Here is a 25817-nt window from a genome sequence, read left to right on the forward strand (position 1 = left end):
TTACATTATGTCAAAAATCTCATTAATTACTACGTTGTGTTGTATTGTTTTTTTCTTTGGAAAAAACCAGCTTTCAGCACAAAATGCATTGTCAACTAAAACAAATACATTGATACAACCACCATACTTAAAAGCAGGCGATACGGTTGCCATCGTTGCACCTTCGGGCGTTTTAAAAAATAGAACTAAAGAAGTTCAACAAGCCAAAGCACTTTTAAAAAGCTGGGGCTTACATGCTACTGTTGGTAAACATGTTTTTAGTCAAGCCAATCATTTTGCAGGGACTGATGATGAGCGCTGTGAAGATTTTCAAAATGCTTTAGACGATCCTAAAATAAGCGCCATATGGTGTGCTCGCGGTGGCTACGGCACTGTTAGAATATTAGATAAATTAGATTACACCAAATTTAAGCAAAACCCAAAGTGGCTTATTGGTTATTCTGATATTACGGCACTACATAATCAAGTTCATAATGTAGGTGTGGAGTCTATTCATGCTATGATGTGTACTAGTTTGCAGGACGATTTAGGAGTTATTAAAGAAACACTTTCTACATTTAAAGATGCCGTTTTTGGAAAATCGCTAAACTATACTTTAGAAGGCTCTAAATACAATAAAACAGGAAATGCTTCGGCTCCTATTGTGGGTGGCAACTTAACCATGTTGCACACGATGTTAGGCTCTGATACGAGTATTGACACTTCTGGAAAAATTTTGTTTATTGAAGAAATTGGCGAATATAAATACCATATAGATCGTATGTTACAAAGTTTAAAACGTGCTGGCTATTTTAAAAACTGTAAGGGTGTTATTGTTGGCGATATGACCAAGCTCAGAAAGAACACTACTCTTTGGGGCTCCTCAATAGAACAGCTTATTTTAGATGCACTATCTGATTATGATTTTCCCATTGCCTTTAATATGCCTGCTGGACATGAAAAAGACAATCGTGCTATAATTTTGGGAAGAACTATAAAGTTAACAGTAGGCAAAAATCAATCTACAGTTGTTTTTCAAAACTAATAACTATCCTGATTCTTTTTAATTGAATTTCGTATGGAGCCTTTATACTCCAAACTGATTTAAATGGTGGTCTACATGTTTGTAAAACATATTATTCCATTCTTGTTTAGACAATTTACCAAAAGAATGCGATTCCCTATTATCAAAATACGCTTCTCCTAAGTTTTGTGTTTTATTTAAGTAATTAATCAGTCGTTCTTTTTCTATCTCAAAGTTTTTAGAATCTGTTATTAAAAACTCGGGCGCAGTTCTGCTGTTTTTCTTGTATGGTTTTTCGTTGACTACTATAGATTTAACAAATAACTTTAATAGTGCTTTTTTAAAACCATTAGGTTTAGGGTGAATATCCTCAAAAGCCAGTTCATAAGTCACATTGCAATGTGCTAACATTTGATCCACACTCATTTTTCCCCATTTTGGTTGGCTTGTTGTTTCTAGATTATTAATTCTGTCGATAACAGCATTGGTTTCGTTTAAATCAAAAATATTTTTCATAATCTTTAAATGAATGAGGTTTACAAATCCTATGCAATTTATTTATTTTATTTTTATCTTCAAACTATTAATATGGGCTTTTACGACTTAAATAAAGCAGATCGAATTCTCTTGGTTGAAAAAATAACTCAAGAGATTACTAATGATCTGACATCAATTGAAACAGAAAATATTATAAAACACTTTTCTGATGAAGACACTTACATTCGTAAAACGGGTTATTTAGCTATTGGCAAAATCTTTTATTCTAAGCCAGAACTACAAAAAACGATTCTTTCGACTTTAAAAAATTTATTAAACTCTAATTCCGAAAAAGTACGACAAACTACAGTAAATGCTGCTGGTGAAATTGGTAAATTTCATTTTGAAAAAGTGCAAGCATTTTTTGATACTGGATTATTTGACGACCATCATTCGGTTAGAAATGCGGTTATTGGTTCTGTAAAGAAAATGGGCGAGAAAAACTCAATTCCTGTTCTTGCTTGGGCAAAAACATATTTAAAACATCCCGAAAAGAAATTCGTCGTGAGATCTGCCATGGCATTGAACTACGAGGTCGTACGCATCCTCAAGACATCTTGCCTTTATTAAAAACGTTGGAATTTGACGAAACCAAACGAGTCTCGGATACTTTAATTCATGTTTTAGGACAAATTGCCTATAAGAATGGTTGCTTAAAAACGGTTGTTGCTCATCTTAATACCTGGAAAAACAAACCTCTGGTTGAAAAAGCTTTGGATGAAATCGTTGATGTGCACAATCGTTATAAAAAATTTGCTGTTTTAACACAACAGGAAGCTATTGATTATATCGATGGGCATTATAAGCAAAAAAACTAAAACGCCTTATTCAATTTTTCTAGGTGAATTTTAAGTTCTTCAAATGTTATTTCCTTGAAATTAAAATCTAACATTGGATTTTCTTTAGTTTTTGTTTCAATGATATCAAAAAACAATTTCTCTCCATTCTTTTTAATCGCAACAAGTACAACCTCTTCTCCTTTAGGTATGGTTCTAAAGTCATATACTTCATTATTCTTCCAACTTGGCATTATACAATTTACAGTTTTAAAAACCATATTAACAATAGCTCCTTCAGAATTTTTAATTTTAAGTTTATAATTTATTCTGCTTCTATTTCTTATGAATCTATCACAATTAATCCAACCTAATTTGGACGTTCTTAAAATATAGCTATTCACTTCAGAAATGCGAACATTATTATTTTTAAGAGTTAACTTATTTTCAAATCTTTTATTCGATATTGTTTCTCGTGTTTTAATAGTTTGGGAAACACTTCCATTCGATTCTGTAAATTCTGATTGTCCATCTATTTGAAAAATAATAGGTAATGAATAAGGCACTGTAACCGCATTACCTCTTTGCATTCCTGGCTTCATTTTTGGCAATAATCCAATCACTCTTTTAGCTTCTTCTTCAAATCTGGGATAATTTGCTCTAGATTGAATAGAAACAACATCTCCATTTTCATTAATTCTAAAAATTACATTAATTCTTACTCTTCCATTAAAACCAAGTTCTTCTGCCACATTTCTGTTAAACTCTCTTTGGACAAACCTTTTAATAGCATCACTGGTACATTGCCTTTGTTTCTTATTGTCTCCTTCTTCACAACCAGGATATACAGGCACTTGTTCTACTATAGAAAAAGGAACTTCAATATTTTCAGAAGAATCATCCTCAGCTACTTCTATAACTTCAGCAAGAAGATCATCGATTTCTGGTTTCTGTTTTTCTTGAAGTCTCCAATTAATATTTTCGTCTTCCCATTTACCAGTAAATAAACGCATGTCTTCTTTTTTACTTTCTGCTGGGAATGAAACTCCAATGCTAGAGTTCTGCTTTAAATTTAAAAGTTCATCACCTCTAAAAGCCTCAATATGTAGCATTCCACCTGTTTCTAATTGCTTGTCATTAGATTGCGTTGTTAAATTAGCTAACAGCATATCAGATAATTTATAATATTCTGTAACATTCAAATCAAGATTGCCTTTTACAAGATTCCCTTTACTATCAACAAAAGAATTTGACTTAATAATTAGTTTAGTCCCTTCTTTACAATTTATCGTGGTGTCTTTTTTAGTATTAATCTTAAAGACCTGTGAATCTTTACTGTATTTAAAAACCCCTTCTTCCTTTGATTTAGTTGCAGCTTGATTATAAACTTTACGCTCTTCAAATTGTTCAATATTTTGATTAGAGATTGAGTCTAAATTCATCAACTTATTAGCATTTTTAGGTACAGAATCAGAAGTACTAATTGAGTTTTCTAAAGTTAAAATTGATTTTATCTGAGATTTATTTATCTTTTTAAAATCAATTTTAAAACTGTCACTTTTACTAAATCGAACTGATTTTTTAAATCCATAAATATCCTTTCCTTTAATTCCAATTGCTATAACATAAAAACTCCTATTTATTGGTAAATCAATATTGTCTTCGCAAACATTTAATACTGTATTATTTTTTTGATCAACTATATATATTTCGTTGTGATTAGTCTTTACATTAAAATTGAACTTAACGCTTACCTTTTCTTCATCTCTGGCAAACTTATCAATGTTTATCCAACCTAGTTTGGAAACATCAACGGATTCATAAAAACGATTTGCCACTTTATCATATAAATCAAATGCTCCTTGTTCTATAAAATAATCTACACTCACATTTTTTATTACATTTTCTGCTTGGCTCTTTGAAATTGAAATATACTTCCTTTCTAATAGTTCCACATCTCCTAGAAGATCATCAGCAATGGAATCCTCATATAATAAATTATAAAAAGTAATATCATATATCCTAAGTGTATCATTATCAATTTTTATTTCCTCAATTCCAGGAAATTTTTCAATTATATTTTTTTTCTCTAAATACCCTAAAGAATCAACTAGAATAGTCTTTTTAAACATGTCAAGCATATAGGTTTTAGTAAGTTCTTCATCAAGAACAGTACTATCCCTATATAAAATAGTATTGTATTTCTCATCTACTAAATTAATGTTAGACAAATCCCAATTCATATTATTTTCTTCATCTCTTGCACCATAAAATATTTGCATCCCATCCTCCAAAGTATTCTTAGGAAATTGCACATTAATTGTTTTGCCTTCCTTTAAAACTAAAGGTTTTCCATTTACTCTAATATCAATTTTAAAAGCACCACCAGAAACCAACCATTTGCCATTCGACACGGTTTCTGCATTCGCTAGAAGTAAATCTTGCTTGTTAATTAATTCAATTAACTCAATACTTAAAGAGTCTGCAACGAATGGTTTTTTGGAACTCGTTTCTAAATCTTTAGGGTTAAATTGAATTACAGTTCCTTTTTCTCCAACAATTTCAATAATAGAATCAACAGCTACTTGAAAATTTTGAATATATTTTGATTCAAAATTTAGTTTATTTTTTAAATATTCTTTATCAGAGTTAAACGCATTAAAATAGATAATGGTAAATAAAACAACTACTATTGATATAAACCCAAAATATTTAAACCATTTATTTCTAATATGAGATTGCTTCGCCTTTTTAATTTCTCCTTTAACTGATTGTCGTTTTAAACCTTCTAAAAAAACAATATGTTCTTCATATAAATCTTTAAGATCCGTTTCTGTACTCATTCGATCTTCAAAAGCCTTAGATTCTTTTTCAGAAAGTCTTTGGTTTAAATACCTATTGATCAACTCGATGTTTTGTATATAATTTTCCATGATATCCCGAATTAAGATTGAAGTGTTTTACTTGTTTGATAGATGTCTTTTGCCTTTGTTAAGCATTTATACTTCTGATTTTTAGCAATTTTTTCAGATTTAAATTGCATCATATTAGCGATCTCTTTAAAAGACATGGCTTTATGATAAAACAGTTGTAAAAGTTGCCGACATCGTTCTCCTAATTCGAGAAATGCACGTTCTGCGAGCTGATATTTTTTTTCTTCTAAAACACTATGGAAATATTCTACTTCATTTTCACTTAAATTATGTAGTTCTTCCTTTGAAAATTTCTTTTGAGTGTCCTTCCATATAAATCGTGATACGGAATATAAATAAGTGTAAAATGAAGACGTTAATTTAAAATCTGATTTTTCCAGATTCCTATTTAGTATGATGAGTGCCTCTTGAAAAACATCTGAGGCATCTTGCTTTTGACCTCCTTTTGAAATTACCAGAGCTTCAATCTTAGGATATAAGCTATATAATTTACTAAATGCTTTTTCGCGTTGACCATCTTTAAAAAGCTTTAAGATTTTTTTATCGTTCATAAAACTGGTTTATTACTTAATGGCCAAATTGCTAAAAGGTCTCCTTATTATTTTCGATATTTTAAAATTTATAGAAACTTGTCATGTCGAAATGAGGCACGATTGAGACATCGCATAATCGTGGTCTTTTTAAAATCCCCGTTCCTTCTGCAATTGCTCATAAGCCATTTGTACCTGCCTAAACTTCTCTTCAGCACCTACTTGATGCTCTTTCCCTAAGTGAATTACTTTATCTGGATGGTATTTTTTAGCCATTTTTCGATAGGCTTTTTTTACTTCATCATCAGTGGCGTTTTTATCTATTTCTAGAATTTTATAAGCATTATCACTGCTGTTATAAAACATGGCTTTAATACTATCATAATCGCGAGAACTAATCCCCAAATACCCTGCCATAGTATAAATTTGTCGCTCTTCGTCTCCTGTTACTGTTCCATCAGCCTTTGCAATACCAAATAAGAAATGCATAAGCTGTAAACGTGATGGGTGATCCATCATTTGTTTAATTTGTAAACACACCTGTCTGGTTGAAATATTACTTTGGTTGCTAATATTTTTGAACAGTTTGAAAGCATGATTAGCACGCTCTTTACCATACATACTAACAAATTGCTGACGCACAAAATCCAACTCTCTTTGATCCTGCACACCATCAGCTTTTATAACAATAGATGCCAATATGAGTAAACTTACTTCAAAATCACCAGATTGTGTTTGCGGACGTTGTCTTGTTTGCGTTCTAGAATTAGTTCTTCTTCGTTGTTGTTGCCCTTCTTCTAAAAAAGGACTGCCTTTTCCGTTTGATAAGGAATCAACAAAACTACCTAATGCCACTCCAATAATAGCTCCTATTGGACCTCCAAAAGACCAGCCTAAAGCACCGCCTATCCATTTTGAAATACTCATGTAATTATAAATTTTATTTATCGTCAAATATAATATTAGTTAGTTGATATTTATATCATATTGTTACACAATTGGTATCTTTGCAGTCTAAAAATTGTTAATTATTAAAATTTAAAAATATGTATCCAGCAGAATTAGTAAAACCAATGCGCGAAGATTTAACAAATGTTGGTTTTGAAGAATTACATACTTCTGAAGCTGTTGATGCTGCTTTAGCAAAAGAAGGTACAACTTTAGTCGTTGTAAATTCAGTTTGTGGTTGTGCAGCAGCCAATGCACGTCCAGGAGCAAGAATGAGTTTACAAAATGATAAGCGCCCTACAAATATCGTAACTGTGTTTGCAGGTGTGGATAAAGAAGCAGTAGATACAGCTCGTGGTTATATGGTTCCGTTTCCGCCAAGTTCTCCAAGTATGGCTTTATTTAAAGACGGTGAATTAGTACATATGCTAGAACGTCACCACATTGAAGGTCGCCCAGCAGAACTTATTGCAGAAAACTTAGTAGATGCTTATAACGAGCATTGTTAAAATAAATTCTTAAGAAGGAAAATTTAAACCACGATAATCGTGGTTTTTTTATGCATATTACGCGCAACCTATTCACCAATTTTCCATCTTATAAAAAAAGACTTATGAAACTGTATTTAAAAACTGCATTGGTTTTTACCTACCTTATTTTGTCGGTAATTGTCGCCTGTTCTTCTAACGACGATAATACGTCAACTTACGAAAGTGAATTAGCCCAGCTTAGTTTACTAAAGGCAGACATTGAAACTCTAGCCAATACTTCGGTCTGTAATGAGAATTTCGAATGTAAATTCATTGCCTTAGGAAGCAAGCCTTGTGGTGGTCCATGGTCCTACTTAATATACACGACTTCAATTGATGTAGAACAACTAAAAGCAGCCGTTAAAGACTATAACCAAAAAGAATCCGATTTCAATGTAAAATGGGGTATCCCTTCAGATTGTGCACTTACTATACAGCCAACTGGTGTAACCTGCGAAAATAACACCTGCGTCCTTGTGTATTAAGACTTAGTTTTACTTATTTTTGCGCATGCAAAAATTGTTGTCATACCCTTTAACCATTATTTACGCGCTCTGTTTTTTAATAACATTGCTCATATTTCATCCTATTCAGTGGATAGGCTTCAATGTTTTTGGTTATAAAGGACATAAAAAGTGTGCAGATTTAATGAACATCTGCTTAATGCGCTGCCTTCACATTTTAGGTACTCGATTTACATTTAATAATCCACATCATATAGAAACAAATCAGCCACTTATTGTCGTTTGCAACCACCAAAGCATGTACGATATCTCCCCGTTGTCTGTTTTCTTAAGAAAATATCACCCTAAATTTATTAGTAAAATAGAACTTGGTAAAGGTATTCCTAGCGTTTCATATAATTTGCGTCACGGTGGTTCTGCTTTAATTGACAGGAAAAATCCACGACAATCCTTACCAGCTATTATGAAATTTGGTGAATACATTGAAAAAAATAAACGTGCTGCAGTTATCTTCCCAGAAGGGACAAGAAGTAAAGATGGGCATCCAAAGCCATTTCAAACAAAGGGTTTAGAAATTCTATTTAAAAAAGCACCATCCGCTTTAGTGGTTCCTATCTCTATAAATAACTCTTGGAAAACAGTTCGTTACGGAAAATTTCCTATGGGTTTAGGAACTCATATTACTTTTACTGTACACAAGCCTTTAAAAGTTAGTACCTTTGCTAATAAGCAAGAGCTTATAAATAATATTGAAACCACTATTAAAGAACATATACACCCTTAAAAAAATTATAGATGTCGTTAAAGAATGTTAGATTAGAAGTGATGAAGTTTTTGGAAAAAGACGTCGAATCTTTAATTGAAAAATACTTAATTCCTATTGAAAAAATTTGGCAACCAACCGATTTTTTACCAAACTCTGAAGGCGATTCCTTTTTTGAGGAAGTCCGTGAAATAAGGGAGCTTTCTAAAGAATTATCTTATGATTTTTGGGTTGTTTTAGTCGGTGATATGATTACTGAAGAAGCATTGCCAACCTACGAATCCTGGTTAATGGATGTTGAAGGCGTTAATCAGGTAGACAGAGAGAATCCTTGGGCCAAATGGGTACGCCATTGGACGGGTGAAGAAAATCGTCATGGTGATGTGCTTAACAAATACTTATATCTTTCCGGACGAGTAAACATGCGTGAAATTGAAAAAACCACACAATATCTTATTGCTGATGGCTTCGATATAGGAACAGATAGAGATCCATACAAAAACTTTGTTTATACCAGTTTTCAAGAGTTAGCAACCTACGTTTCTCACAATCGTGTTGCTAAAATTGCTAAAGAAAAAGGTAACAAACGACTCTCTAAAATGTGTAAAATTGTTGCTGGAGACGAAATGAGACACCACAATGCGTATTCTGAATTTGTTGAGCGTATTTTTAAAGTAGATCCTAGCCAAATGATGATGGCATTTCATTATATGATGAAACAAAAAATAACGATGCCCGCTGTTTTCTTAAGAGAATCCGGAAATAAAATTAGTACAGCTTTTGACGAATTTTCTAATACGGCACAACGTATAGGTGTTTATACATCGAATGATTATGTGGAAATTTTAGAAAAATTAATTGCTCGCTGGGAAATTGACAAAATTACAAACCTTACCGACGAAGCAGAAAAAGCCAGAGATTACCTTATGAAGCTTCCTGCTAGAATGTATCGTTTAGCAGATCGTATTAAAATACCAGAAAATTCATTTCAATTTAAATGGGTTGAGCCGGCAATTATAAAATAGCCAAATAGTCATTTAGTAAGCATATTGATTTCTAAGAATGACATAGAAAAAGATTATATCAGTCGGATTAATTTGACTTTAAAGCATATAGAACATCATCTTGATTCTGAATTGTCATTAGAATCTCTTTCTGGTTTAGCACTTTATTCGCCATTTCATTTTCATAGAATTTTTAAAGCCATTATTGGAGAAACACTCCATGGTTATATTGTTAGAAAACGTATTGAAAAAACAGCTTCTGTACTATTGCATAAAAGACATGTAAGTATTACAGAGCTTTCATTACAATATGGTTTTAACAGCAATTCTTCTTTTACCCGAGCATTTAAAAAGTTTTATGGCATAAGTCCTTCTGAATTTCGAAAAAAGAATCCCAATAAATTTAGCAAGATACGTAACGCTGAAAGCAAGAATGGGCAAGAAAATTTAATTTCAGAAAAATACATTTGCAACATTAACAATCACTTAAATTGGATTAAAATGAATGCAAACATTGAAATTAAAGAAATTCCTGAACTAAAATTTGCCAGTATAACCCATTTTGGAGTAACTGGTGTAGAAGATGTATTTAACAGACTAGCAAAATGGGCAAATGCAAAAGGTTTAATGAAAAACCCTGAAACCAAAATGGCAAGAATTTTTCATGACAGCTTTAAAATAACAGATCCGGACAAAGTGAGAATGAGTATTTGCTTATTAACTAATACGCTTTTTGTTGCAGAAGAAGAAATCGACGCTGGAATTATTAAAAAAAGCAAATGCATCGTAGGCCATTTTGAAATAACACCTAATGATTTCGAAAAATCTTGGAGCAGCCTTTTTATTTGGATGAATGAAAATGGGTATAAGAAAGCAGAAGTGAGTCCTTTTGAGGTATATCATAATGATTTTCGGGAACACCCAGAAAATAAATGTATCGTTGATTTACATATTCCAATTGAATAAGACAATTCGATTTACAAATTAGAAGCTGACTAAAAAAGTTTAAATTGTCTGTCATTACGAGGAGAGCATCGACGTGGTAATCTTTCGAATTAGACAGATTATCACGGCTTTTGCAAAGTCTCGCAATGACCTAAATAACATTTTTTTAGACAAATACTCATTTTTAACTCATTATGACCTCAGAAGACATCATACAAAAAACCACAGCCTTTGTAAAAGAACAATTAGCTAATGCTGAAGGCGGGCACGATTGGTTTCATATAGAACGTGTTTATAAAAATGCCCTACTAATTTCTAGAAGTGAAAATGTTGACCCTTTTATTGTAGCTCTTGGTGCCCTATTGCACGATATTGCCGACAGTAAATTTCATAATGGAGATGAAACCATTGGTCCAAAAATAGCTCGAGAATTTTTATTCAAACTAAATGTAGATTCCATTGTAATTGAACATGTTATAAAGATCATTGAAAACATTTCCTTTAAGGGAGGTAACGAAGTTCAAAAATTTCGTTCTCCAGAACTAGACGTTGTGCAAGATGCCGATAGACTAGACGCCATAGGAGCCATAGGCATAGCACGTTGTTTTAACTATGGAGGTTATAAAAACAGAGCGCTTTATGACCCAGATATTAAACCCAATCTTAACATGAGTAAAGCAGAATACAAGGCATCAACAGCACCAACAATTAATCATTTTTACGAAAAATTACTTCTTTTAAAAGATAAAATGAATACTGAAACGGGAAGGCAAATAGCATTAAATAGGCATACCTTTATGGAACTATATCTAAAACAGTTTTATAATGAATGGGACGGTAATTTGTAAAGCCCTTTAATGAAACATTGGTTTATTAATCAGCTTTAAATAATTTTAAGAGCATAAGTTATTTTGACCTAACTCTTTAATTAACATTAATATAGCATACAAACACGTCAAAAATGATGTTTTCTTCTTTATGCTTTTAATATATCTTTATGTTCCTGAACGTTAAAAAAATTTAAGCATGAAAAAGGTAATTAAAAAAATGGTATTAGGAAAACCATATAAAGAAAATGAAAATGTATCATTAATTAATATAAAAGACAGCAAAGAATCTACATTAAATTTTGTTTTATATCTAACAATGTTATTACTTATTCTACCTATAATAATAGGGTTTTTGTTACTTTGGTTTGAAATAAAATAATGGCTAGTTTTCCTTAGCAACTTCTAATGCAGTCATCTTATATTCTAATATAGATAGTTGTTCTCCGTTATATATTATTTGTTCTGCAGTTAGACTATTATTAGAGTTGATAAAATTTAAAATTTCATTAATTTTCACGTTATAATACTCTATTGCTATATTAATTTTATCATCTTCCATAATTGATTATTATATATATTACTATTGAATAATATGCTTTATTTCCTTTCTATATTGCGACGCACTTTTACCAGTTATCTCGTTAAACTGTTTATTAAAATGCGAGAAATTATTAAATCCGCACTCAAAACTAATATCCGAAATACTCATTTGACTTTCGTTTAATAATTTAGTAGCATGCACCACTCTATATTCATTAACTAATTTAGTAAATGTTTTACCTGTAATACGTTTAAAGTATCTACAAAACGCAGGAACCGTCATACTTACCTTATCGGCTATTTCATCTAAACTAATATGGTTTTGAAAATTCCTATTAACATATTTATAGATTAGACCAATTTTACCACTATCCTGCGGTTCTGCTTCAAAAGCAAAGCCATCTGCGTTTAAAATAATATAGTCATCCGTCTTTGCTAAATGATTTAATATTTCTAAAAATTTTAAAACCCTATCAAAACCTTCATAATCCAGAAGACTTTCAATTTTTGGCCCAATAATTTTTTTTGTTTCCACATTAAATCGAATTCCTTTTTTTGCCCTATCAAATAATGATGCTATTAATGACATCTCTGGAATATCGACAAAATCATTTCCTAAAAAGTTAGATTTAAACTGAACTGTTGTTTCTGTACCATTTGCCGTTAATCGGTCTGTAAAACCATTGTGTGGTAAATTAGATCCTATTAATATAAGTTGACTGTTATTAAAATAAGACAAATGAGTACCTATATGTGTTTTTCCTTGTCCTTTATTTACATAAACTAATTCCAGTTCTGGGTGAAAATGCCAAAAGGCATTATACTTGTCAACCTTAACCATGTGTTGTTTAACTAGTATGGAGCTTCCAAAACTAGGACTAAGTTTTTCTAAAGTAGGTTTTTTATTAATCATAATATATATAGAGCGATTATGAAGCAAAATTACTACATATAATTTTTAAAAACCTATATTCAATTATCACAATTATATGCTATTTTAACTTTACACAGATTTAACATAGCCTTAACAGATAAAATAGCACACAAACTGGTCAAATATGATGTTTTACAGCTTCTTTTTCCGACATACCTTTGTAGTGTTAAACGATGTAAAATACAAATTATGAAAAACGTAATTAAAACAATCGAAAAAAACCTATTATTAGTAACAATGATGTTGTTTGCTGTAATGATAGGTAACGCAACTGAAATTTCTTCTTTTAATGTTGAAGGAGATCTTAAAGGAACTGCATTAACAATTGATAATGTAAAGAAAGGAAATCTTTTATCTATTAAAAATAATAACGGTATCACAGTATATAAAGAACTCATTCAATCGACTGGTTCTTATACAAAAGGATTTGATTTAACTGAGTTACCTAATGGAAATTATTTTTTCGAGGTAGATAAAGACCTTCAAATTGAAACCATTCCTTTTAGTGTAAAAGACGACAAGGTAGTTTTCGATAAAACTAAAGAAGCCGTTATTTTTAAACCTTATGTAAGAGAAAAGGACGACTTCGTTTACATATCAAAACTTGCCCTAAACTTGGAACCATTAAAAATAAGAATTTACGCAGAATACAATGGTACATTCCAATTAATACGTACGGAAGAAGTTGAAGGGCTTAAAATTGTAGAAAAAATTTATAAACTTAAAGAAGGAAATTACAAAATAGTACTCAATGCAAATGACAAAGAGTATACGAAATTCATTAACAATTAGTAAGTTAATGTCTTATTTAGTTTGTTTAGTTTAAATTGGTAAAAAAGTGAGCTCTCAACGGCTCACTTTTTTTCATTAATTCACAAAAAATATGAAGTCCCTTATTCTATCTGTGATAAAACGTTTAAAAATAAAACCTAATTTAAGCATCAAAAAATATTTTTTTAATATTATTTGGAGCATTATACACGCAACGATTTTATCAGTAATCATCTCAAAAACAATAGGAGCACCTGTGATTTCCTGGCTCACAGTAATTATAATTTACATCTCTTTTTATTGGGTTACTACAAACATATTAATAAAAAGAATTATCAACGATGAAGTTGATGGCATTGACGATTAATTCAAAATAGCTTTAATTGCCCATCTTTAAATTCTTCGTGTAAATTCAGATTAAGCTTAGGCATAGTTTTATTCTTAAAATACTTTAGTCTTGCTAGTTTAACAAGATTATTAATTTGTTCTGCAATTTTTCCTTCGCCTCGCATTCTTGTTCTGTATCGAGAATCGTTTAAACTACCGCCATGGCAACTTTCTATTTGGTGTAACACCTTTTCGGAGCGATCTGGCATAGTTTTATAAATCCAATCTTTAAAAATTTCACCAATAGCACCATTTAACCTTACTATAGTATGGGCTATAGACAAAGCACCATGTTCTGATGCTACTTTTGCTAAAGGCAATATTTCATGGCTATTTATAGATGGAATAATTGGAGCTAACATCACATTTACCGGAATACCGTTTTCACTCAAAACCTTAACTGTTTCCAACCGTTTTTTAATGGTTGTTGTACGCGGTTCTAAAATTCGCCTCGTATCTTCTGATAATGAGGTGATTGACATGTTTACGCTTACCAGATTATCTTTACCCAGCTTTTCTAAAAGGTCTAAATCCCTAAGAATTAATGCATTTTTTGTAATAATACCTACTGGATGCCTGTATTTTAAAAATACTTCCAAACATTGCCTTGTAATTTCAAATTGTTTTTCCGCAGGTTGGTAACAGTCCGTATTTCCAGACATAACAATGGGGTGCGCTTTCCATTTTTTTTTCTTTAGTTGTGCTTCTAATAATTTAGGCGCATCTTTTTTTACCAAAATTCGACGCTCAAAATCCAGCCCTGCACTATAACCCCAATATTCATGGCTATTTCGAGCATAACAATAAATACAACCATGTTCGCAACCTTGATACGAATTCATTGAATACGTCATACCAACATCTGGGCTCTCAACCTTATTCACTATCGTTTTTGGAAATACTTCGAGATATCGCGTTTTATTTTTATCGCTTACCTCACCTTCTTTACGACAAAATTCAAGAAAGTCGTCACGCATTTCGTGACTTAATTCGAAGAAACGATTAGGGACATTGAGCTGCGCCCCACGTCCTTTTATGGCAGATTTTAGGTTCATTACAGTAAAATTAAAGGTTGAATGCGCTTTGAGAAGCTCTTTAAAATTACTTATAATTTGTATTGAAAAATGTTAAAGTAAAAATGGGTTATTAACAAATTCTTTATTTAGATTCCTGTTCCTGTCTGTCGACAGGCAGAGCCTCGGGGAATTCTTTTCGATTAAAAAGATATTAATCCCTTTTGGCTTTGCAAAATTTTTCAACTAACTTCGTTTAACAACCGATGAGTTCATTGAAACATAACTTATTTTTGTATTAGGCATTATTTGAACAAATGAGACAATTTAAACGAACAAAAAATAAAAAGAACAGCTTAAAATGGTTAGCTTATATCTTAATTGGATTAGGATTATTAATTTTTATTATAAAATATTCTGATTGGCATTTCATATCAAAGTTTCTAATTTCAATTACTTTAATAATTAACCTCTTATTTGATATTTCTTATTTTAGAAAATCTCGATATTTAATTCTACAATTAAATTTTAACAATTCAGAAATTGAAATAATTGATAATAAAAAAGGCATAACGCATGTGTCTTACTCAAACTTGAAATACTCAATTAGAAAAAGGAAATTTGATAAAGATAAAACTGAAATTGAATTAAAAATTAAGAAAAATCTCAAATTCAAAACAGTCTCAAGGATACATATAAAAAATTGGGATGATATTTTTGAAATAGAGAATGAATTAGAAAACCACAAGGTTTTAAGAATTGAATGGCAACCAATGACTTTATGGGGTAAATATTGGGGGATTTTTATTGACTTATTCTTCTTAACTACTATTAGTGAAGATATTGGAACAACTTATTATCAAGAGAAGTCTATAAAAGAAGCAACTGAAAACCCAATTAAAAAAAACAATGCCTAACAACGTATCCTAATGAATAATTGCTAAATTTATAACTCAATACAAAAACATAGTTTCGCTTTCAATCGGCTGGTTTTCTATAAGAAAATCAAACTCACGAAATCGCAACCATTCATATACAAACCCGTTAAACGAACATAACAATAAAAAACCTATTCCCCAGGAAAATCAGCCTTTCGTTTTTCTAAAAATGCTGTCGTACCTTCAGCAAAATCGCCACTACCAAAACAATTACCAAATTCCCGAATTTCTGTATCGAAACCATTAACGCCATCTTTAAAATTCGCATTTACAGCTCTAATAGCAGCACTAATAGCAACGGACGAATTACGAGATATTTTACCCGCTATTTTTTCACATAAAGGCAGTAATGCTTCTAAGGTTGTCACATGATTAACCAATCCGTCATTTAAGGCTTTATTGGCATCAATCATTCCTGCGGTCATGATAAGCTCCATCGCACGTCCTTTTCCTATTAGTTGTGGTAATCGTTGGGTACCGCCATATCCAGGAATAACACCAAGAGATACTTCTGGTAATCCCATTTTAGCAGTATCGCTAGCCACTCTAAAATGACACGCCATGGCTAATTCCAATCCGCCCCCAAGCGCAAAACCATTTATTGCAGCAATAACTGGAGTGGATAAATTTTCAATAAAATTGAATAATAATTCTTGCCCTTTAGCTGCTAACATTTTGCCTTCCTCGACATTATAATTCGCAAACTCACTAATATCTGCACCAGCAACAAAAGCCTTTTCTCCACTACCTGTAACAATAATAACTTTTGTACTTCTATCTAAATCGGCTTCTCTAAAAGCGTCATGCAACTCGCTAATTGTTTCTTTATTAAGCGCATTTAACTTCTTAGGACGATTAATAGTTATAGTCGTAATGCCGTTATTCTCTTCTGATAGGATGTTAATATAGCTCATAGTTTTGTTTTAAGTTTATTGAATAGCAATTTCAAAATCATCATATCCCGGCACACAACTCGCATCATTACAAGTCATAAATTCAATTTCGCCCGTAACCTTTAATGCCTTTTTAGCCTTTAGCTTAATACGCTGCTTAAATTTTGCAGTATTTTCAAAATACTTAATATGTAATTCGAAAATAGGATCAAAAGCAGTATGTCCTTTATCTTCCGTCATAGTGCCTACTAACTCATAATCATCACTATCTTCAAAAATAAAAACCGTTGGCAATGGTCCACCTTTAGGAACTTTCAATGAATACAGATGATAATTCGGTTTTATAGTTGCATTTATAATTAAATCATACTCTAGATTAGATACTTTTTTTAGACTAGTTGACCATTTTACAGGATCCAAAATTTGAGAATATCCTACTGACGATATTAAAAAAACTAATACAAATATTTTTTTCATTTTATAAAATTTATATATAAACTATTCTTTAGGAAAAGTCACAGTAAACGTAGTGCCTTTATCTTTTTCTGATTTAAATGCTATGGTGCCTTTATAAGTTTCTACAATGTTTTTTACCATAGCCAAGCCAAGCCCCATCCCACTCGTTTTGGTTGTAAACTTAGGCTCAAAAACCTTATCCTTATTTTCTTCAGACACCCCCGAACCGTTATCTGCAACTGTAATAATAACATCATTATCTCTTGTCGCTACGTTAATAACAATCCTAGGAATTTGGTTTTCTGGCATCGCTTGAATACCATTTTTAACCAGGTTAGTAACCACTCTAATTAACTGTGTTCTATCAAATTTCGCAATAATTTCTTCAGATTCAGCAGTAAAGAAAATATAATCTTCATTAAAAATATCCAGCGCAAGCTTTACAATTTCTACAACATTTAAAGTTTCATTTTGTTGTGCCGGCATCTTTGCAAAGTTTGAAAAAGCCGATGCAATTGAACTCATGGTGTCTATTTGTTGAATTAACGTTTTACTGTACTCATCTAACTTTGAGTGAATATTTTCATCATTGGAATCAAATTTACGTTGAAAATTTTGCACCGTTAAACGCATGGGAGTCAATGGGTTCTTAATTTCATGCGCCACTTGTTTTGCCATTTCCCTCCAAGCTTGTTCACGTTCGCTTCTAGCTAATTGCACAGCACTATCTTCAAGTTCGTCAATCATACTATTATACGAATTCACCAAAATAGAGATTTCCTCACTCGTATCATTAACCTCTATTTTCTTATTACGCTTTTCTAATCTTGTCGTATTAATTTTATCACTAATTGCTTTTAAGGACTTTGTAATGTATTTAGAGAGTACAAAGGCAATCCCAATGGCCATAAGCAATACAAACATAAAGGCAAACCCTATACGCTGTAAAAACTCGCTTAGCTCTTCTGCAAGAAAGTCGTCTTTTTCTAAATAAGGTAAATTTAATATGGCTATGGGCTTAGATTTCTGATCCGTAATATAAGTATAAGACGATTGGTATGTTTGCCCATTTTCCTTATGTTTATCTACATATCTATGTGACGCCCTATGTGAAATCGCATTTAAAATTTCTGCATCAATACATGTATCTGCAATATTATTTAAATCTCCTTTAGACGATATTAATAAAGTCCCATCTAAATCATATAAATTAATCTGAAGCTTATGTATATCAGCGATATTATAAATTTCTTCTTTGAAAATTAATGGAATATTTTCGGTCTTTACCTCCCAGGTATTCTGCTTACCATTTAAAACTCTTTTATGATGTTTCTGAATGTTTTGCTCTTTACGCTCTAAACGTCCTTTATGATAATCTGCACTTTGTTCCTTGTACTGATAAATCGCTACAGCCGCAATAAGTATAGATGCTAATAGCACCAATAAAATCATAGCTATGAAAATACGAGTACGTAAGGAAAGTTTTTTTAATTTCATTAAAATTATTGTGCTTTTTAAAAGTTCAATAAATATAACAATAATCGAACCAAAAAAGAGCAACGATTCCTTTTTGGAATTTGATTATTTGAGTTATAAAGTTAAGCGTCAGGATTCTTGGCTCTTATATTCTTATAAACCTTAAAACCTACCATGATAAGAACTCCTAAAACAAGAATACCTACAACACCCCAAATCCAGTTAATGGCATTTTTTAAAATCACCAAAAAAATCACTGCAAAAAGGATGAATGTAGCACCTTCATTCCAGATACGCATAAAACTTGACGTTTTTTTAACCACATCGTTTTGAAGTTGCTTATAATATAAATGTGTTTTAAGATGATATATAATCAACAACACGATAAAAGCCAGTTTTACCTGCATCCAATCTTGATAAACAAGTGTAGGATTTAAATAAAATAGCAATAACCCAAATAACAAAGCTAAAATAGCTGATGGCCATGTAATTATAAACCACAGACGTTTAGCCATTAGTTTTAGTTGTTTTCCAAGTATTTCTTTTTCTGGTGATGGCTTATGAAATGCTTCTATTTGATACACAAATAGTCTGGGAATATAAAACAACCCAGCAAACCAAGTGATGACAAAAATAAGATGAAACGCTTTTATGTAATAATAATGCTCCATAGTTAACTCATTTCAACTGGTGTTTTTGTCCATGATGTAATCCAACTTGAAAGTAGATTAACAAATTCGTCATCATCATTTAAACAAGGAACGGTTGTAAAATCTTTACCTCCCATTTCATGAAAAATCTCCTGACCTTCCATCGCTATTTCTTCAAGAGTTTCTAAACAATCACTAACAAACGCAGGTGTTACGATGGCCATGTTTTTTATGCCCTGTTTACCCAAACGCTCAATAGTTCTATCTGTATACGGCTGCAACCAAGGATCGAAACCTAATCGCGACTGAAAAGACGTAGAGTAAGCCCCTTCTTTAAACTCCAATTTTTCAGCAACCAGTCTGGTTACTTCATAACATTGATGCCTATAACAAAACTCATGTGCTTTTGATGGTGTTGCACAACAACTACCATCTATTTTACAATGTAACTTGGTAACATCACTCTTTCTAATATGGCGTTCTGGAACACCATGATACGAAAACAATACATGCTCATAATTTTTGCCTTCCAAATGACGTTTTATTGAATTAGAAAGCACTTCAATATAATCAGGTTTATTATAAAATGCAGGAACCGATTCTATTTTTAAATTCGGAAAATATTGCTGACGAAGCTCTTCAGCTAACACCGTAATAGTTTCGGTAGTTGCCATAGCAAACTGCGGATATAAAGGAAACAACAAAACCTCATCAACACCTTCATCCACCAATTCCTGAAGCCCCTTTTTTATAGTCATACTTCCATAGCGCATGGCTAATGCGACAGGTACATTTATTTGTTTTTGTATTTTGCTCTGAAGCCTTTCCGAAAGTACGATCAAAGGAGACCCTTCTTCCCACCATATTTTTTTATAAGCTGCTGCCGATGCCTTAGGGCGTGTCTTTAAAATAATACCCTTAACTAACAATGCTCTGGCTGCAAACGGAATATCAATAACCCGTTCGTCCATTAAAAACTCGCCTAAATATTTTTTTACATCTTTTGGCTCTGGGCTGTCTGGAGAACCAAGATTGACTAATAAAACTCCTTTTTTCATTAAATAAGTTTCTTTTTTACGAAGATAATGACATTACATATTTTTTTGGCGTTGTGCCGTATTTCTTTTTAAAAGCAGCAATAAAATGGCTAGAGGTACTATAGCCTACTTTATGCCCCACTTCATTCACATTATCATCTCCAGATTCTAGCAACTTTCTAGCAACTTCCATTTTATAATCAAATAAAAAACTAAAAACCGAATCACCATAAATTTGTTTAAACCCCTCTTTCAACTTTTTAAGATTTAACCCTATTTCATCAGCCAACTCCTGTAAACTAGGCGGTTCTGCCATACGGGCAATAACAATTTCTTTAGCTTTTCTTATTTTAATGACATTTGTTTCGTCCACTAAAAAGGGGCACTGCTCAACATCAGCATCTTCACTTCTATTAAAATATAAACTTAAAAGCTCGAGGGCTTTCCCTTTATAATAAAGGTTTTTAATAGACTGATTTAGATTATAATTTATCAATTGATTTAAAACAATGGCCATTGAAGGGGAGATAACACCGTCTTTATAATATTTTTTATCCTTATTATCATCACTTAAAAACGTAATGTAGTCGGCTTCCTGAGAAAACAGTCCGTGAAAATTTTTGATAGATATTAAAATCGAAACAATCCATGAGTTTGGATCTACTTGCAAATTTATTGGTAAATCACGCTGAGGATTATATAATAATAATGAATTCTCTTCCAGAATGTTTAATATGTACCTCCCTTCATTAAAAACAAACCTACTTGATCCTTTTACACAAAAATGAAACTGGATATAATCACTATCTATTTCTTTAGCAAGAGATTGCACCTCATTTGATTCATTTTTATAAGTAAGAACCAAAGCCCCATCATCTACATTTGTTTCATCAAAAGTACTTTGAGCGACACTTTTATTATTGTTCATTTCATCTTTCATAACGATTTTATTTAGATTCGTTCTAAATAAATTAGGTAAAACATGCCTAATCCACTACAAAAATATGACATTTATCATATTTTTAGAAAAAACATCGATAAAAAACCACAAACGATACTAAAAGTTCTTTGAGCGTTATTTTTTTATGTTCATCCATTATACATTTGTTTTCAAATATCAGGTATCAGCATGCAAAAATATAATATATCAAGAAGTAACTACTTTTATGCCATTGGTTTGAGTTATAAAAAAGCCGATGCAGATATAAGAGGTCGCTTTAGTTTAGATAACGATGGTAAACTAGCTTTACTTAATCAGGCTAAAGAAAATGATATTGAAAGTTTGGTGGTAACATCTACCTGTAATCGAACCGAAATTTACGGATTTGCACAACACCCTTTTCAATTAATTCAATTACTTTGTGATAATACAAGAGGTACCGTTGAAGAATTTCAAGACGTTGCCTATATATACAAAAATAAAGACGCTATTGCGCACATGTTTCGTGTAGGTTCTGGTTTAGATAGTCAGATTCTTGGAGATTTTGAAATTATTAGCCAGTTAAAATCCAGTGCGCGTTCATCAAAAAAATATGGGTTACTTAATCATTTTTCAGAACGATTGGTAAATGCAGTCATTCAAGCCAGTAAACGCATTAAGACAGAAACTAATATTTCATCTGGAGCAACGTCAGTATCTTTTGCATCTGTTCAATATATATTTAACTCGGTTGAAGACGTTTCTAATAAAAATATTTTACTTTTCGGAACGGGAAAAATTGGCAGAAATACTTGTGAAAACCTTGTAAAGCACACTAAAAATGATCAAATTACTTTAATTAACAGAACAAAAGATAAAGCAGAATTAATTGCTGGAAAATTTGATTTGATTGTTAAAGATTATGCCAATTTACAAGAAGAAATTAGCAACTCTGATATTTTAATTGTTGCAACAGGAGCCCAACGCCCAACTATAGACAAGCATATAATTCAATCTAAAAAACCGCTTTTAATTTTAGATTTATCTATTCCAAAAAACGTTGATGCAAACGTTGAAGAATTAGATCATGTAACCTTGGTTCACTTAGATCATTTATCAAAAATTACAGATAAAACCTTAGAAGAAAGAAAAAAGCATATTCCTTTAGCTGAATCTATTATAGAAGAAGTAAAAACGGAGTTTAATCAATGGTTAGAAACCAGAAAATTTGCTCCAACTATTAAAGCGTTAAAACACAAACTTTCTAATTTTGCCGCTGCGGAATTAGAAACACAACGCAAGAAAAATGCTGATTTCAATGAAGCACAGGCAGAGTTAATTAGCAGCAACATCATTCAAAAAATCACCAACCATTTTGCGCATCATTTAAAAGATGACAATATCTCTACTGATGAGAGTCTGGAACTTATAAAAAAAGTGTTTCAGTTAGAACCAACAACGCATGTCTAAAACCATTAGAATTGGCACGCGCGATAGTGAATTAGCACTATGGCAAGCCAAAATAGTACAACAACAACTCGAAAACTTAGGTCATAAAACACAATTAGTTCCTGTAAAATCTACTGGCGACTTAGTTTTAGACAAGCCTTTATATGAATTAGGAATCACGGGTATTTTTACCAGAACCCTAGACATTGCCATGTTAAACCATGACATTGATATTGCCGTGCATTCATTAAAAGATGTACCAACCGTTTTACCTAAAGGCATCATACAAGTCGCTGTTTTAAAACGGGGTAACGTCAATGACACTTTGGTTTTTAAAAATAATGAAGAATTTTTAGGATCGAAAGAAGCCGTTATTGCTACTGGAAGTTTACGTAGGCGTGCTCAATGGTTAAATAGGTTTCCAACACATAAAATTGTTAATCTGCGTGGTAATGTGAATTCACGTTTACAAAAACTGGAAGATAATGCCGATTGGAATGGTGCTATATTTGCTGCTGCAGGTATTGGCCGTATTGGTATAAGACCAGAAGAAGCCATTAATTTAGATTGGATGATTCCTGCACCGGCACAAGGTGCTATTATGATTACAGCTTTAGAAGAGGACGACTTTGTCAAAACGGCTTGTGCTGAATTAAATCATGAAGAAACTGAAATTTGCACTACCATTGAACGAGAATTTTTAAATAAATTAGAAGGCGGTTGTACGGCACCTATTGGTGCACTTGCCTATATTAAAAACGAAGAAATCAATTTTAAAGGTGTTTTATTAAGTGAAGATGGCTCTAAAAGAATTGATGTTACTCGTGTAAAAAAATTAGGCGAACATAACGACATGGCTTCGTTTTGTGCCGATTTTGTTATAGAACGAGGAGGCAAACGTTTAATGGATAGAATTAAACAGGCTAATAAAAAAACAAATGTCTATTCAACAAAATCATTCACTGAAGACCAACGGCTTCTCTTTCATGAAAAAGTTGTTTCGGAAAGCACAGATTTTATAAAAATAAGTTTGAATAGAATTCATCCTAGAATCTTGAAAAACAACATTCAAAATGTCGTTATTACTAGTAAAAATGCTGTAGAGTCTTTAATTACTAATTACAATTCCGCAGAATTACAGTTTAAAAATATTTACTGTGTAGGCAGACGTACAAAGCGTTTGGTAGAAAACAGAATTGGTAAAGTAACTCATTTTGAAAAAAGCGCAAAAAAGTTAGCCGAGTACTTAGTTGAATATATGGAAGGCGCTGAAGTCACTTACTTTTGTAGTGATTTAAGACTGGATGATTTACCAACTATTTTAACAGAAAACAATATAAAGGTGCACGAAGTAGAGGCTTATCAAACGAAGTTTGATGGTATAAAAGTAGATGATTCTGTTGAATGTGTTATGTTTTACAGCCCCTCTACCGTACAAAGTTTTGTGCAAAAAAATGATGCAGATGTTATTGCCTTTTGTATTGGAGACACCACCGCAAAAGAAGCAAAAAAGCATTTTAAAGATGTTAGAGTTGCTAAAATACCAACTGTAGAAAGTGTGATTGAGTTAGTTAATGAACATTATGTTTAATGATCTATCTAACAGCCTTATTATTTGTAAAAGAAGGAAAAGAGAACGTCTTTAATGAATATGAATCTTTAGTGCTTCCAATAATAAATAACTATAACGGAAAGTTAATTTATAGAATTAGACCAACACAAGATAGTTTTATTAATTCTGAAGACCAATTACCTTATGAAATACATTTTATTTCATTTGAAACTGATGAAGATTTTACGAATTTTATAAATGATGACAAAAGAAAACGTTTTGAAAAATTAAAAGCAGATTCTATAAAATCTACTTTTATAACAAAAGGTGAAAAATTATAATACTAATATCCCTATTTGTCACACTGAGCGCAGTCGAAGTGTCCATATAGGAATACATTATATAAATATTTAAGTTTCAATTAAAAAGAAGATTCCCGTCTTACTGAAACAAGTTCAGCACAAGTCGCAGGAATAACAAAAAAATATGAGTATAAAGAACGATTTATTTTTAAGAGCTTTAAAAGGAGAAACCGTTAATCGCCCACCAGTTTGGATGATGCGTCAAGCCGGACGTTACTTACCTGAATTCATAGCGATTCGTGAGAAATACGATTTCTTTACACGTTGTAGAACGCCAGAACTTGCTAGTGAAATTACCGTACAGCCTATTAGACGCTACGGAATGGATGCTGCTATTTTATTTAGTGATATTTTGGTTATTCCTCAAGCTATGAATATTGAGGTGCAAATGAAACCTAATTTTGGTCCGTATTTGCCAAATCCTGTCCGTACTCAAAAAGATGTCGACAATGCTATTGTTCCAGACGTAAAAGTAGAACTTGATTATGTATATCAAGCTATAAAGGCAACGAAAGAATTACTTAATGATGATATTCCGTTAATTGGGTTTGCAGGTTCACCATGGACCATTTTATGCTATTGTGTGCAAGGTCAGGGGAGCAAAACCTTTGATAAAGCCAAAGAATTTTGTTTTACCAACCCAATTGCAGCACACCAATTACTTCAAAAAATAACAGATACAACCATTGCTTATTTAAAAGAGAAAGTAAAAGCAGGTGTTAATGCCGTACAAGTATTCGACTCTTGGGGTGGCATGCTATCACCGGTTGACTATCAGGAATTCTCCTGGCAATATATTAACCAAATTATTGAAGCCTTAAAAGACGACGCTCCAGTAATAGCTTTCGGAAAAGGTTGCTGGTTTGCTCTTGGAGACATGGCAAAAAGTAATGCATCTGCTTTAGGTGTAGACTGGACGTGTTCACCAAGAAATGCGCGTTATTTAACAGGTGGGAACATCACCCTTCAAGGAAATTTTGATCCATCTCGTTTGCTATCGCCGCCTTCAGAAATAAAGAAAATGGTACACCAAATGATTAATGATTTTGGTAAAGACAAATATATTGTAAATCTAGGCCATGGTATTTTACCTAACATTCCGTTAGACCATGCCAAAGCATTTATTGATGCAGTAAAAGAATATAGTCCCTCTTAATTTCCCCCAAGGAAAGAAACT

The 25817-nt window shown here is 32.0% G+C and carries 30 protein-coding genes; 17 read left to right on the top strand and 13 right to left on the bottom strand.

All coding sequences use genetic code 11. The features are described 5' to 3' along the window. The first annotated feature begins 7 nt into the window (after positions 1 to 7). Positions 8 to 1024 carry a S66 peptidase family protein gene (locus tag Q4Q34_RS06465; RefSeq protein WP_303316445.1) on the top strand — a complete coding sequence of 339 codons (1017 nt, stop codon included), beginning with the start codon at positions 8 to 10 and terminating at the stop codon, positions 1022 to 1024. A 42-nt stretch (positions 1025 to 1066) separates the two neighbouring features. Here the strand turns inward: Q4Q34_RS06465 and Q4Q34_RS06470 are convergent, their stop codons facing one another. Then, positions 1067 to 1519, bottom strand: coding sequence for a DUF1569 domain-containing protein (locus tag Q4Q34_RS06470; protein ID WP_303316446.1), 453 nt, complete (start codon positions 1517 to 1519; stop codon positions 1067 to 1069). Positions 1520 to 1591: 72 nt separating this feature from the next. Between Q4Q34_RS06470 and Q4Q34_RS06475 the strand changes: the two genes are divergently transcribed. Continuing rightward, the gene (locus tag Q4Q34_RS06475; RefSeq protein ID WP_303316447.1) at positions 1592 to 2110 is read left to right on the top strand and encodes a HEAT repeat domain-containing protein; all 519 of its coding nucleotides are present in this window, start codon (positions 1592 to 1594) and stop codon (positions 2108 to 2110) included. Between the two features lie 5 nt (positions 2111 to 2115). Beyond that, positions 2116 to 2358, top strand: coding sequence for a hypothetical protein (locus tag Q4Q34_RS06480; RefSeq protein ID WP_303316448.1), 243 nt, complete (start codon positions 2116 to 2118; stop codon positions 2356 to 2358). On the opposite strand, the gene Q4Q34_RS06485 is transcribed toward Q4Q34_RS06480, so the two are convergent. From Q4Q34_RS06485 to Q4Q34_RS06495, 3 genes are all read right to left on the bottom strand, one after another. Beyond that, positions 2355 to 5249 carry an energy transducer TonB gene (locus Q4Q34_RS06485; RefSeq protein ID WP_303316449.1) on the bottom strand — a complete coding sequence of 965 codons (2895 nt, stop codon included), beginning with the start codon at positions 5247 to 5249 and terminating at the stop codon, positions 2355 to 2357. The two genes, Q4Q34_RS06480 and Q4Q34_RS06485, sit on opposite strands and share 4 nt — an antisense overlap. An 11-nt stretch (positions 5250 to 5260) precedes the next feature. Further along, positions 5261 to 5800 (bottom strand): RNA polymerase sigma factor, encoded by a 540-nt coding sequence (locus tag Q4Q34_RS06490; RefSeq protein WP_303316450.1) that lies wholly within the window; start codon positions 5798 to 5800, stop codon positions 5261 to 5263. 129 nt (positions 5801 to 5929) lie between these two features. Continuing rightward, a complete protein-coding gene (locus Q4Q34_RS06495) occupies positions 5930 to 6706 on the bottom strand; it encodes a TerB family tellurite resistance protein (protein WP_303316451.1) in 777 nt (258 codons plus the stop codon). A 119-nt stretch (positions 6707 to 6825) separates the two neighbouring features. Here Q4Q34_RS06495 and Q4Q34_RS06500 point away from each other — a divergent pair, with 119 nt between their 5' ends. The 7 genes from Q4Q34_RS06500 (at position 6826) to Q4Q34_RS06530 (ending at position 11642) form a co-directional block, all read left to right on the top strand. Continuing rightward, positions 6826 to 7236 carry a BrxA/BrxB family bacilliredoxin gene (locus Q4Q34_RS06500; protein ID WP_303316452.1) on the top strand — a complete coding sequence of 137 codons (411 nt, stop codon included), beginning with the start codon at positions 6826 to 6828 and terminating at the stop codon, positions 7234 to 7236. A 104-nt stretch (positions 7237 to 7340) separates the two neighbouring features. Continuing rightward, the gene (locus Q4Q34_RS06505) at positions 7341 to 7742 is read left to right on the top strand and encodes a hypothetical protein (RefSeq protein ID WP_303316453.1); all 402 of its coding nucleotides are present in this window, start codon (positions 7341 to 7343) and stop codon (positions 7740 to 7742) included. Positions 7743 to 7767: 25 nt separating this feature from the next. After that, positions 7768 to 8505 carry a lysophospholipid acyltransferase family protein gene (locus Q4Q34_RS06510; RefSeq protein ID WP_303316454.1) on the top strand — a complete coding sequence of 246 codons (738 nt, stop codon included), beginning with the start codon at positions 7768 to 7770 and terminating at the stop codon, positions 8503 to 8505. 11 nt (positions 8506 to 8516) lie between these two features. Next, complete coding sequence (locus Q4Q34_RS06515; RefSeq protein WP_303316455.1) at positions 8517 to 9509, top strand: acyl-ACP desaturase; 993 nt, start codon at positions 8517 to 8519, stop codon at positions 9507 to 9509. A 24-nt stretch (positions 9510 to 9533) separates the two neighbouring features. After that, a complete protein-coding gene (locus Q4Q34_RS06520; protein ID WP_303316456.1) occupies positions 9534 to 10454 on the top strand; it encodes an AraC family transcriptional regulator in 921 nt (306 codons plus the stop codon). 173 nt (positions 10455 to 10627) lie between these two features. Beyond that, entirely contained in the window at positions 10628 to 11281 is a 654-nt protein-coding gene (locus Q4Q34_RS06525; protein ID WP_303316457.1) for an HD domain-containing protein, read from the top strand. A gap of 178 nt (positions 11282 to 11459) precedes the next feature. Then, entirely contained in the window at positions 11460 to 11642 is a 183-nt protein-coding gene (locus tag Q4Q34_RS06530; RefSeq protein ID WP_303316458.1) for a hypothetical protein, read from the top strand. Positions 11643 to 11645: 3 nt separating this feature from the next. Here the strand turns inward: Q4Q34_RS06530 and Q4Q34_RS06535 are convergent, their stop codons facing one another. Further along, the gene (locus tag Q4Q34_RS06535) at positions 11646 to 11822 is read right to left on the bottom strand and encodes a hypothetical protein (RefSeq protein WP_303316459.1); all 177 of its coding nucleotides are present in this window, start codon (positions 11820 to 11822) and stop codon (positions 11646 to 11648) included. Between the two features lie 21 nt (positions 11823 to 11843). Next, complete coding sequence (locus Q4Q34_RS06540; RefSeq protein WP_303316460.1) at positions 11844 to 12716, bottom strand: AraC family transcriptional regulator; 873 nt, start codon at positions 12714 to 12716, stop codon at positions 11844 to 11846. A gap of 210 nt (positions 12717 to 12926) precedes the next feature. Between Q4Q34_RS06540 and Q4Q34_RS06545 the strand changes: the two genes are divergently transcribed. Together Q4Q34_RS06545 and Q4Q34_RS06550 are read left to right on the top strand one after the other, a co-directional pair. Then, the gene (locus Q4Q34_RS06545; protein WP_303316461.1) at positions 12927 to 13529 is read left to right on the top strand and encodes a hypothetical protein; all 603 of its coding nucleotides are present in this window, start codon (positions 12927 to 12929) and stop codon (positions 13527 to 13529) included. A gap of 91 nt (positions 13530 to 13620) precedes the next feature. Further along, on the top strand, positions 13621 to 13875 hold the full coding sequence (locus Q4Q34_RS06550; RefSeq protein WP_303316462.1) for a hypothetical protein: 255 nt from the start codon (positions 13621 to 13623) through the stop codon (positions 13873 to 13875). A 1-nt stretch (position 13876) separates the two neighbouring features. Here the strand turns inward: Q4Q34_RS06550 and Q4Q34_RS06555 are convergent, their stop codons facing one another. Continuing rightward, positions 13877 to 14950, bottom strand: coding sequence for a PA0069 family radical SAM protein (locus Q4Q34_RS06555; RefSeq protein ID WP_303316463.1), 1074 nt, complete (start codon positions 14948 to 14950; stop codon positions 13877 to 13879). A 275-nt stretch (positions 14951 to 15225) separates the two neighbouring features. On the opposite strand from Q4Q34_RS06555, the gene Q4Q34_RS06560 reads away from it, so the two are divergent. Further along, positions 15226 to 15825 carry a hypothetical protein gene (locus Q4Q34_RS06560; RefSeq protein WP_303316464.1) on the top strand — a complete coding sequence of 200 codons (600 nt, stop codon included), beginning with the start codon at positions 15226 to 15228 and terminating at the stop codon, positions 15823 to 15825. Positions 15826 to 15977: 152 nt separating this feature from the next. Here the strand turns inward: Q4Q34_RS06560 and Q4Q34_RS06565 are convergent, their stop codons facing one another. The 6 genes from Q4Q34_RS06565 to Q4Q34_RS06590 form a co-directional block, all read right to left on the bottom strand. Then, positions 15978 to 16760: an enoyl-CoA hydratase/isomerase family protein gene (locus Q4Q34_RS06565; RefSeq protein WP_303316465.1), complete on the bottom strand. Its 783-nt coding sequence runs from the start codon at positions 16758 to 16760 to the stop codon at positions 15978 to 15980. Positions 16761 to 16775: 15 nt separating this feature from the next. Beyond that, positions 16776 to 17216 carry a protein-disulfide reductase DsbD domain-containing protein gene (locus Q4Q34_RS06570; protein WP_303316466.1) on the bottom strand — a complete coding sequence of 147 codons (441 nt, stop codon included), beginning with the start codon at positions 17214 to 17216 and terminating at the stop codon, positions 16776 to 16778. A gap of 21 nt (positions 17217 to 17237) precedes the next feature. Continuing rightward, positions 17238 to 18692 (bottom strand): sensor histidine kinase, encoded by a 1455-nt coding sequence (locus Q4Q34_RS06575; protein WP_303316467.1) that lies wholly within the window; start codon positions 18690 to 18692, stop codon positions 17238 to 17240. 101 nt (positions 18693 to 18793) lie between these two features. Next, the gene (locus tag Q4Q34_RS06580) at positions 18794 to 19342 is read right to left on the bottom strand and encodes a CopD family protein (RefSeq protein ID WP_303316468.1); all 549 of its coding nucleotides are present in this window, start codon (positions 19340 to 19342) and stop codon (positions 18794 to 18796) included. A 2-nt stretch (positions 19343 to 19344) separates the two neighbouring features. Then, a complete protein-coding gene (gene hemH / locus Q4Q34_RS06585) occupies positions 19345 to 20379 on the bottom strand; it encodes a ferrochelatase (protein ID WP_303316469.1) in 1035 nt (344 codons plus the stop codon). Positions 20380 to 20395: 16 nt separating this feature from the next. Beyond that, complete coding sequence (locus Q4Q34_RS06590; RefSeq protein WP_303316470.1) at positions 20396 to 21298, bottom strand: AraC family transcriptional regulator; 903 nt, start codon at positions 21296 to 21298, stop codon at positions 20396 to 20398. Positions 21299 to 21487: 189 nt separating this feature from the next. Here Q4Q34_RS06590 and hemA point away from each other — a divergent pair, with 189 nt between their 5' ends. From hemA to hemE, 4 genes are all read left to right on the top strand, one after another. Continuing rightward, complete coding sequence (gene hemA, locus Q4Q34_RS06595; RefSeq protein WP_303316471.1) at positions 21488 to 22747, top strand: glutamyl-tRNA reductase; 1260 nt, start codon at positions 21488 to 21490, stop codon at positions 22745 to 22747. After that, the gene (gene hemC, locus Q4Q34_RS06600; protein WP_303316472.1) at positions 22740 to 24317 is read left to right on the top strand and encodes a hydroxymethylbilane synthase; all 1578 of its coding nucleotides are present in this window, start codon (positions 22740 to 22742) and stop codon (positions 24315 to 24317) included. The genes hemA and hemC overlap by 8 nt, the downstream gene beginning before the upstream one ends. Next, on the top strand, positions 24317 to 24619 hold the full coding sequence (locus Q4Q34_RS06605) for a hypothetical protein (RefSeq protein ID WP_303316473.1): 303 nt from the start codon (positions 24317 to 24319) through the stop codon (positions 24617 to 24619). The genes hemC and Q4Q34_RS06605 overlap by 1 nt, the downstream gene beginning before the upstream one ends. Positions 24620 to 24764: 145 nt before the next feature. Further along, on the top strand, positions 24765 to 25796 hold the full coding sequence (hemE, locus tag Q4Q34_RS06610; RefSeq protein ID WP_303316474.1) for a uroporphyrinogen decarboxylase: 1032 nt from the start codon (positions 24765 to 24767) through the stop codon (positions 25794 to 25796). The last annotated feature ends 21 nt before the right edge of the window (positions 25797 to 25817 follow it).

It is taken from the genome of Flavivirga abyssicola (assembly GCF_030540775.2).
Taxonomy (GTDB): Bacteria; Bacteroidota; Bacteroidia; order Flavobacteriales; family Flavobacteriaceae; genus Flavivirga; species Flavivirga abyssicola.

Bases quoted from the DNA above. Each gene is read 5' to 3' on its own strand.
- Q4Q34_RS06465 (WP_303316445.1), top strand. From the start codon at position 8: ATGTCAAAAATCTCATTAATTACTACGTTGTGTTGTATTGTTTTTTTC.
- Q4Q34_RS06470 (WP_303316446.1), bottom strand. From the start codon at position 1,519: ATGAAAAATATTTTTGATTTAAACGAAACCAATGCTGTTATCGACAGA.
- Q4Q34_RS06475 (WP_303316447.1), top strand. From the start codon at position 1,592: ATGGGCTTTTACGACTTAAATAAAGCAGATCGAATTCTCTTGGTTGAA.
- Q4Q34_RS06485 (WP_303316449.1), bottom strand. From the start codon at position 5,249: ATGGAAAATTATATACAAAACATCGAGTTGATCAATAGGTATTTAAAC.
- Q4Q34_RS06490 (WP_303316450.1), bottom strand. From the start codon at position 5,800: ATGAACGATAAAAAAATCTTAAAGCTTTTTAAAGATGGTCAACGCGAA.
- Q4Q34_RS06495 (WP_303316451.1), bottom strand. From the start codon at position 6,706: ATGAGTATTTCAAAATGGATAGGCGGTGCTTTAGGCTGGTCTTTTGGA.
- Q4Q34_RS06500 (WP_303316452.1), top strand. From the start codon at position 6,826: ATGTATCCAGCAGAATTAGTAAAACCAATGCGCGAAGATTTAACAAAT.
- Q4Q34_RS06505 (WP_303316453.1), top strand. From the start codon at position 7,341: ATGAAACTGTATTTAAAAACTGCATTGGTTTTTACCTACCTTATTTTG.
- Q4Q34_RS06510 (WP_303316454.1), top strand. From the start codon at position 7,768: ATGCAAAAATTGTTGTCATACCCTTTAACCATTATTTACGCGCTCTGT.
- Q4Q34_RS06515 (WP_303316455.1), top strand. From the start codon at position 8,517: ATGTCGTTAAAGAATGTTAGATTAGAAGTGATGAAGTTTTTGGAAAAA.
- Q4Q34_RS06525 (WP_303316457.1), top strand. From the start codon at position 10,628: ATGACCTCAGAAGACATCATACAAAAAACCACAGCCTTTGTAAAAGAA.
- Q4Q34_RS06530 (WP_303316458.1), top strand. From the start codon at position 11,460: ATGAAAAAGGTAATTAAAAAAATGGTATTAGGAAAACCATATAAAGAA.
- Q4Q34_RS06535 (WP_303316459.1), bottom strand. From the start codon at position 11,822: ATGGAAGATGATAAAATTAATATAGCAATAGAGTATTATAACGTGAAA.
- Q4Q34_RS06540 (WP_303316460.1), bottom strand. From the start codon at position 12,716: ATGATTAATAAAAAACCTACTTTAGAAAAACTTAGTCCTAGTTTTGGA.
- Q4Q34_RS06545 (WP_303316461.1), top strand. From the start codon at position 12,927: ATGAAAAACGTAATTAAAACAATCGAAAAAAACCTATTATTAGTAACA.
- Q4Q34_RS06550 (WP_303316462.1), top strand. From the start codon at position 13,621: ATGAAGTCCCTTATTCTATCTGTGATAAAACGTTTAAAAATAAAACCT.
- Q4Q34_RS06555 (WP_303316463.1), bottom strand. From the start codon at position 14,950: ATGAACCTAAAATCTGCCATAAAAGGACGTGGGGCGCAGCTCAATGTC.
- Q4Q34_RS06560 (WP_303316464.1), top strand. From the start codon at position 15,226: ATGAGACAATTTAAACGAACAAAAAATAAAAAGAACAGCTTAAAATGG.
- Q4Q34_RS06565 (WP_303316465.1), bottom strand. From the start codon at position 16,760: ATGAGCTATATTAACATCCTATCAGAAGAGAATAACGGCATTACGACT.
- Q4Q34_RS06570 (WP_303316466.1), bottom strand. From the start codon at position 17,216: ATGAAAAAAATATTTGTATTAGTTTTTTTAATATCGTCAGTAGGATAT.
- Q4Q34_RS06575 (WP_303316467.1), bottom strand. From the start codon at position 18,692: ATGAAATTAAAAAAACTTTCCTTACGTACTCGTATTTTCATAGCTATG.
- Q4Q34_RS06580 (WP_303316468.1), bottom strand. From the start codon at position 19,342: ATGGAGCATTATTATTACATAAAAGCGTTTCATCTTATTTTTGTCATC.
- hemH (WP_303316469.1), bottom strand. From the start codon at position 20,379: ATGAAAAAAGGAGTTTTATTAGTCAATCTTGGTTCTCCAGACAGCCCA.
- Q4Q34_RS06590 (WP_303316470.1), bottom strand. From the start codon at position 21,298: ATGAAAGATGAAATGAACAATAATAAAAGTGTCGCTCAAAGTACTTTT.
- hemA (WP_303316471.1), top strand. From the start codon at position 21,488: ATGCAAAAATATAATATATCAAGAAGTAACTACTTTTATGCCATTGGT.
- hemC (WP_303316472.1), top strand. From the start codon at position 22,740: ATGTCTAAAACCATTAGAATTGGCACGCGCGATAGTGAATTAGCACTA.
- Q4Q34_RS06605 (WP_303316473.1), top strand. From the start codon at position 24,317: ATGATCTATCTAACAGCCTTATTATTTGTAAAAGAAGGAAAAGAGAAC.
- hemE (WP_303316474.1), top strand. From the start codon at position 24,765: ATGAGTATAAAGAACGATTTATTTTTAAGAGCTTTAAAAGGAGAAACC.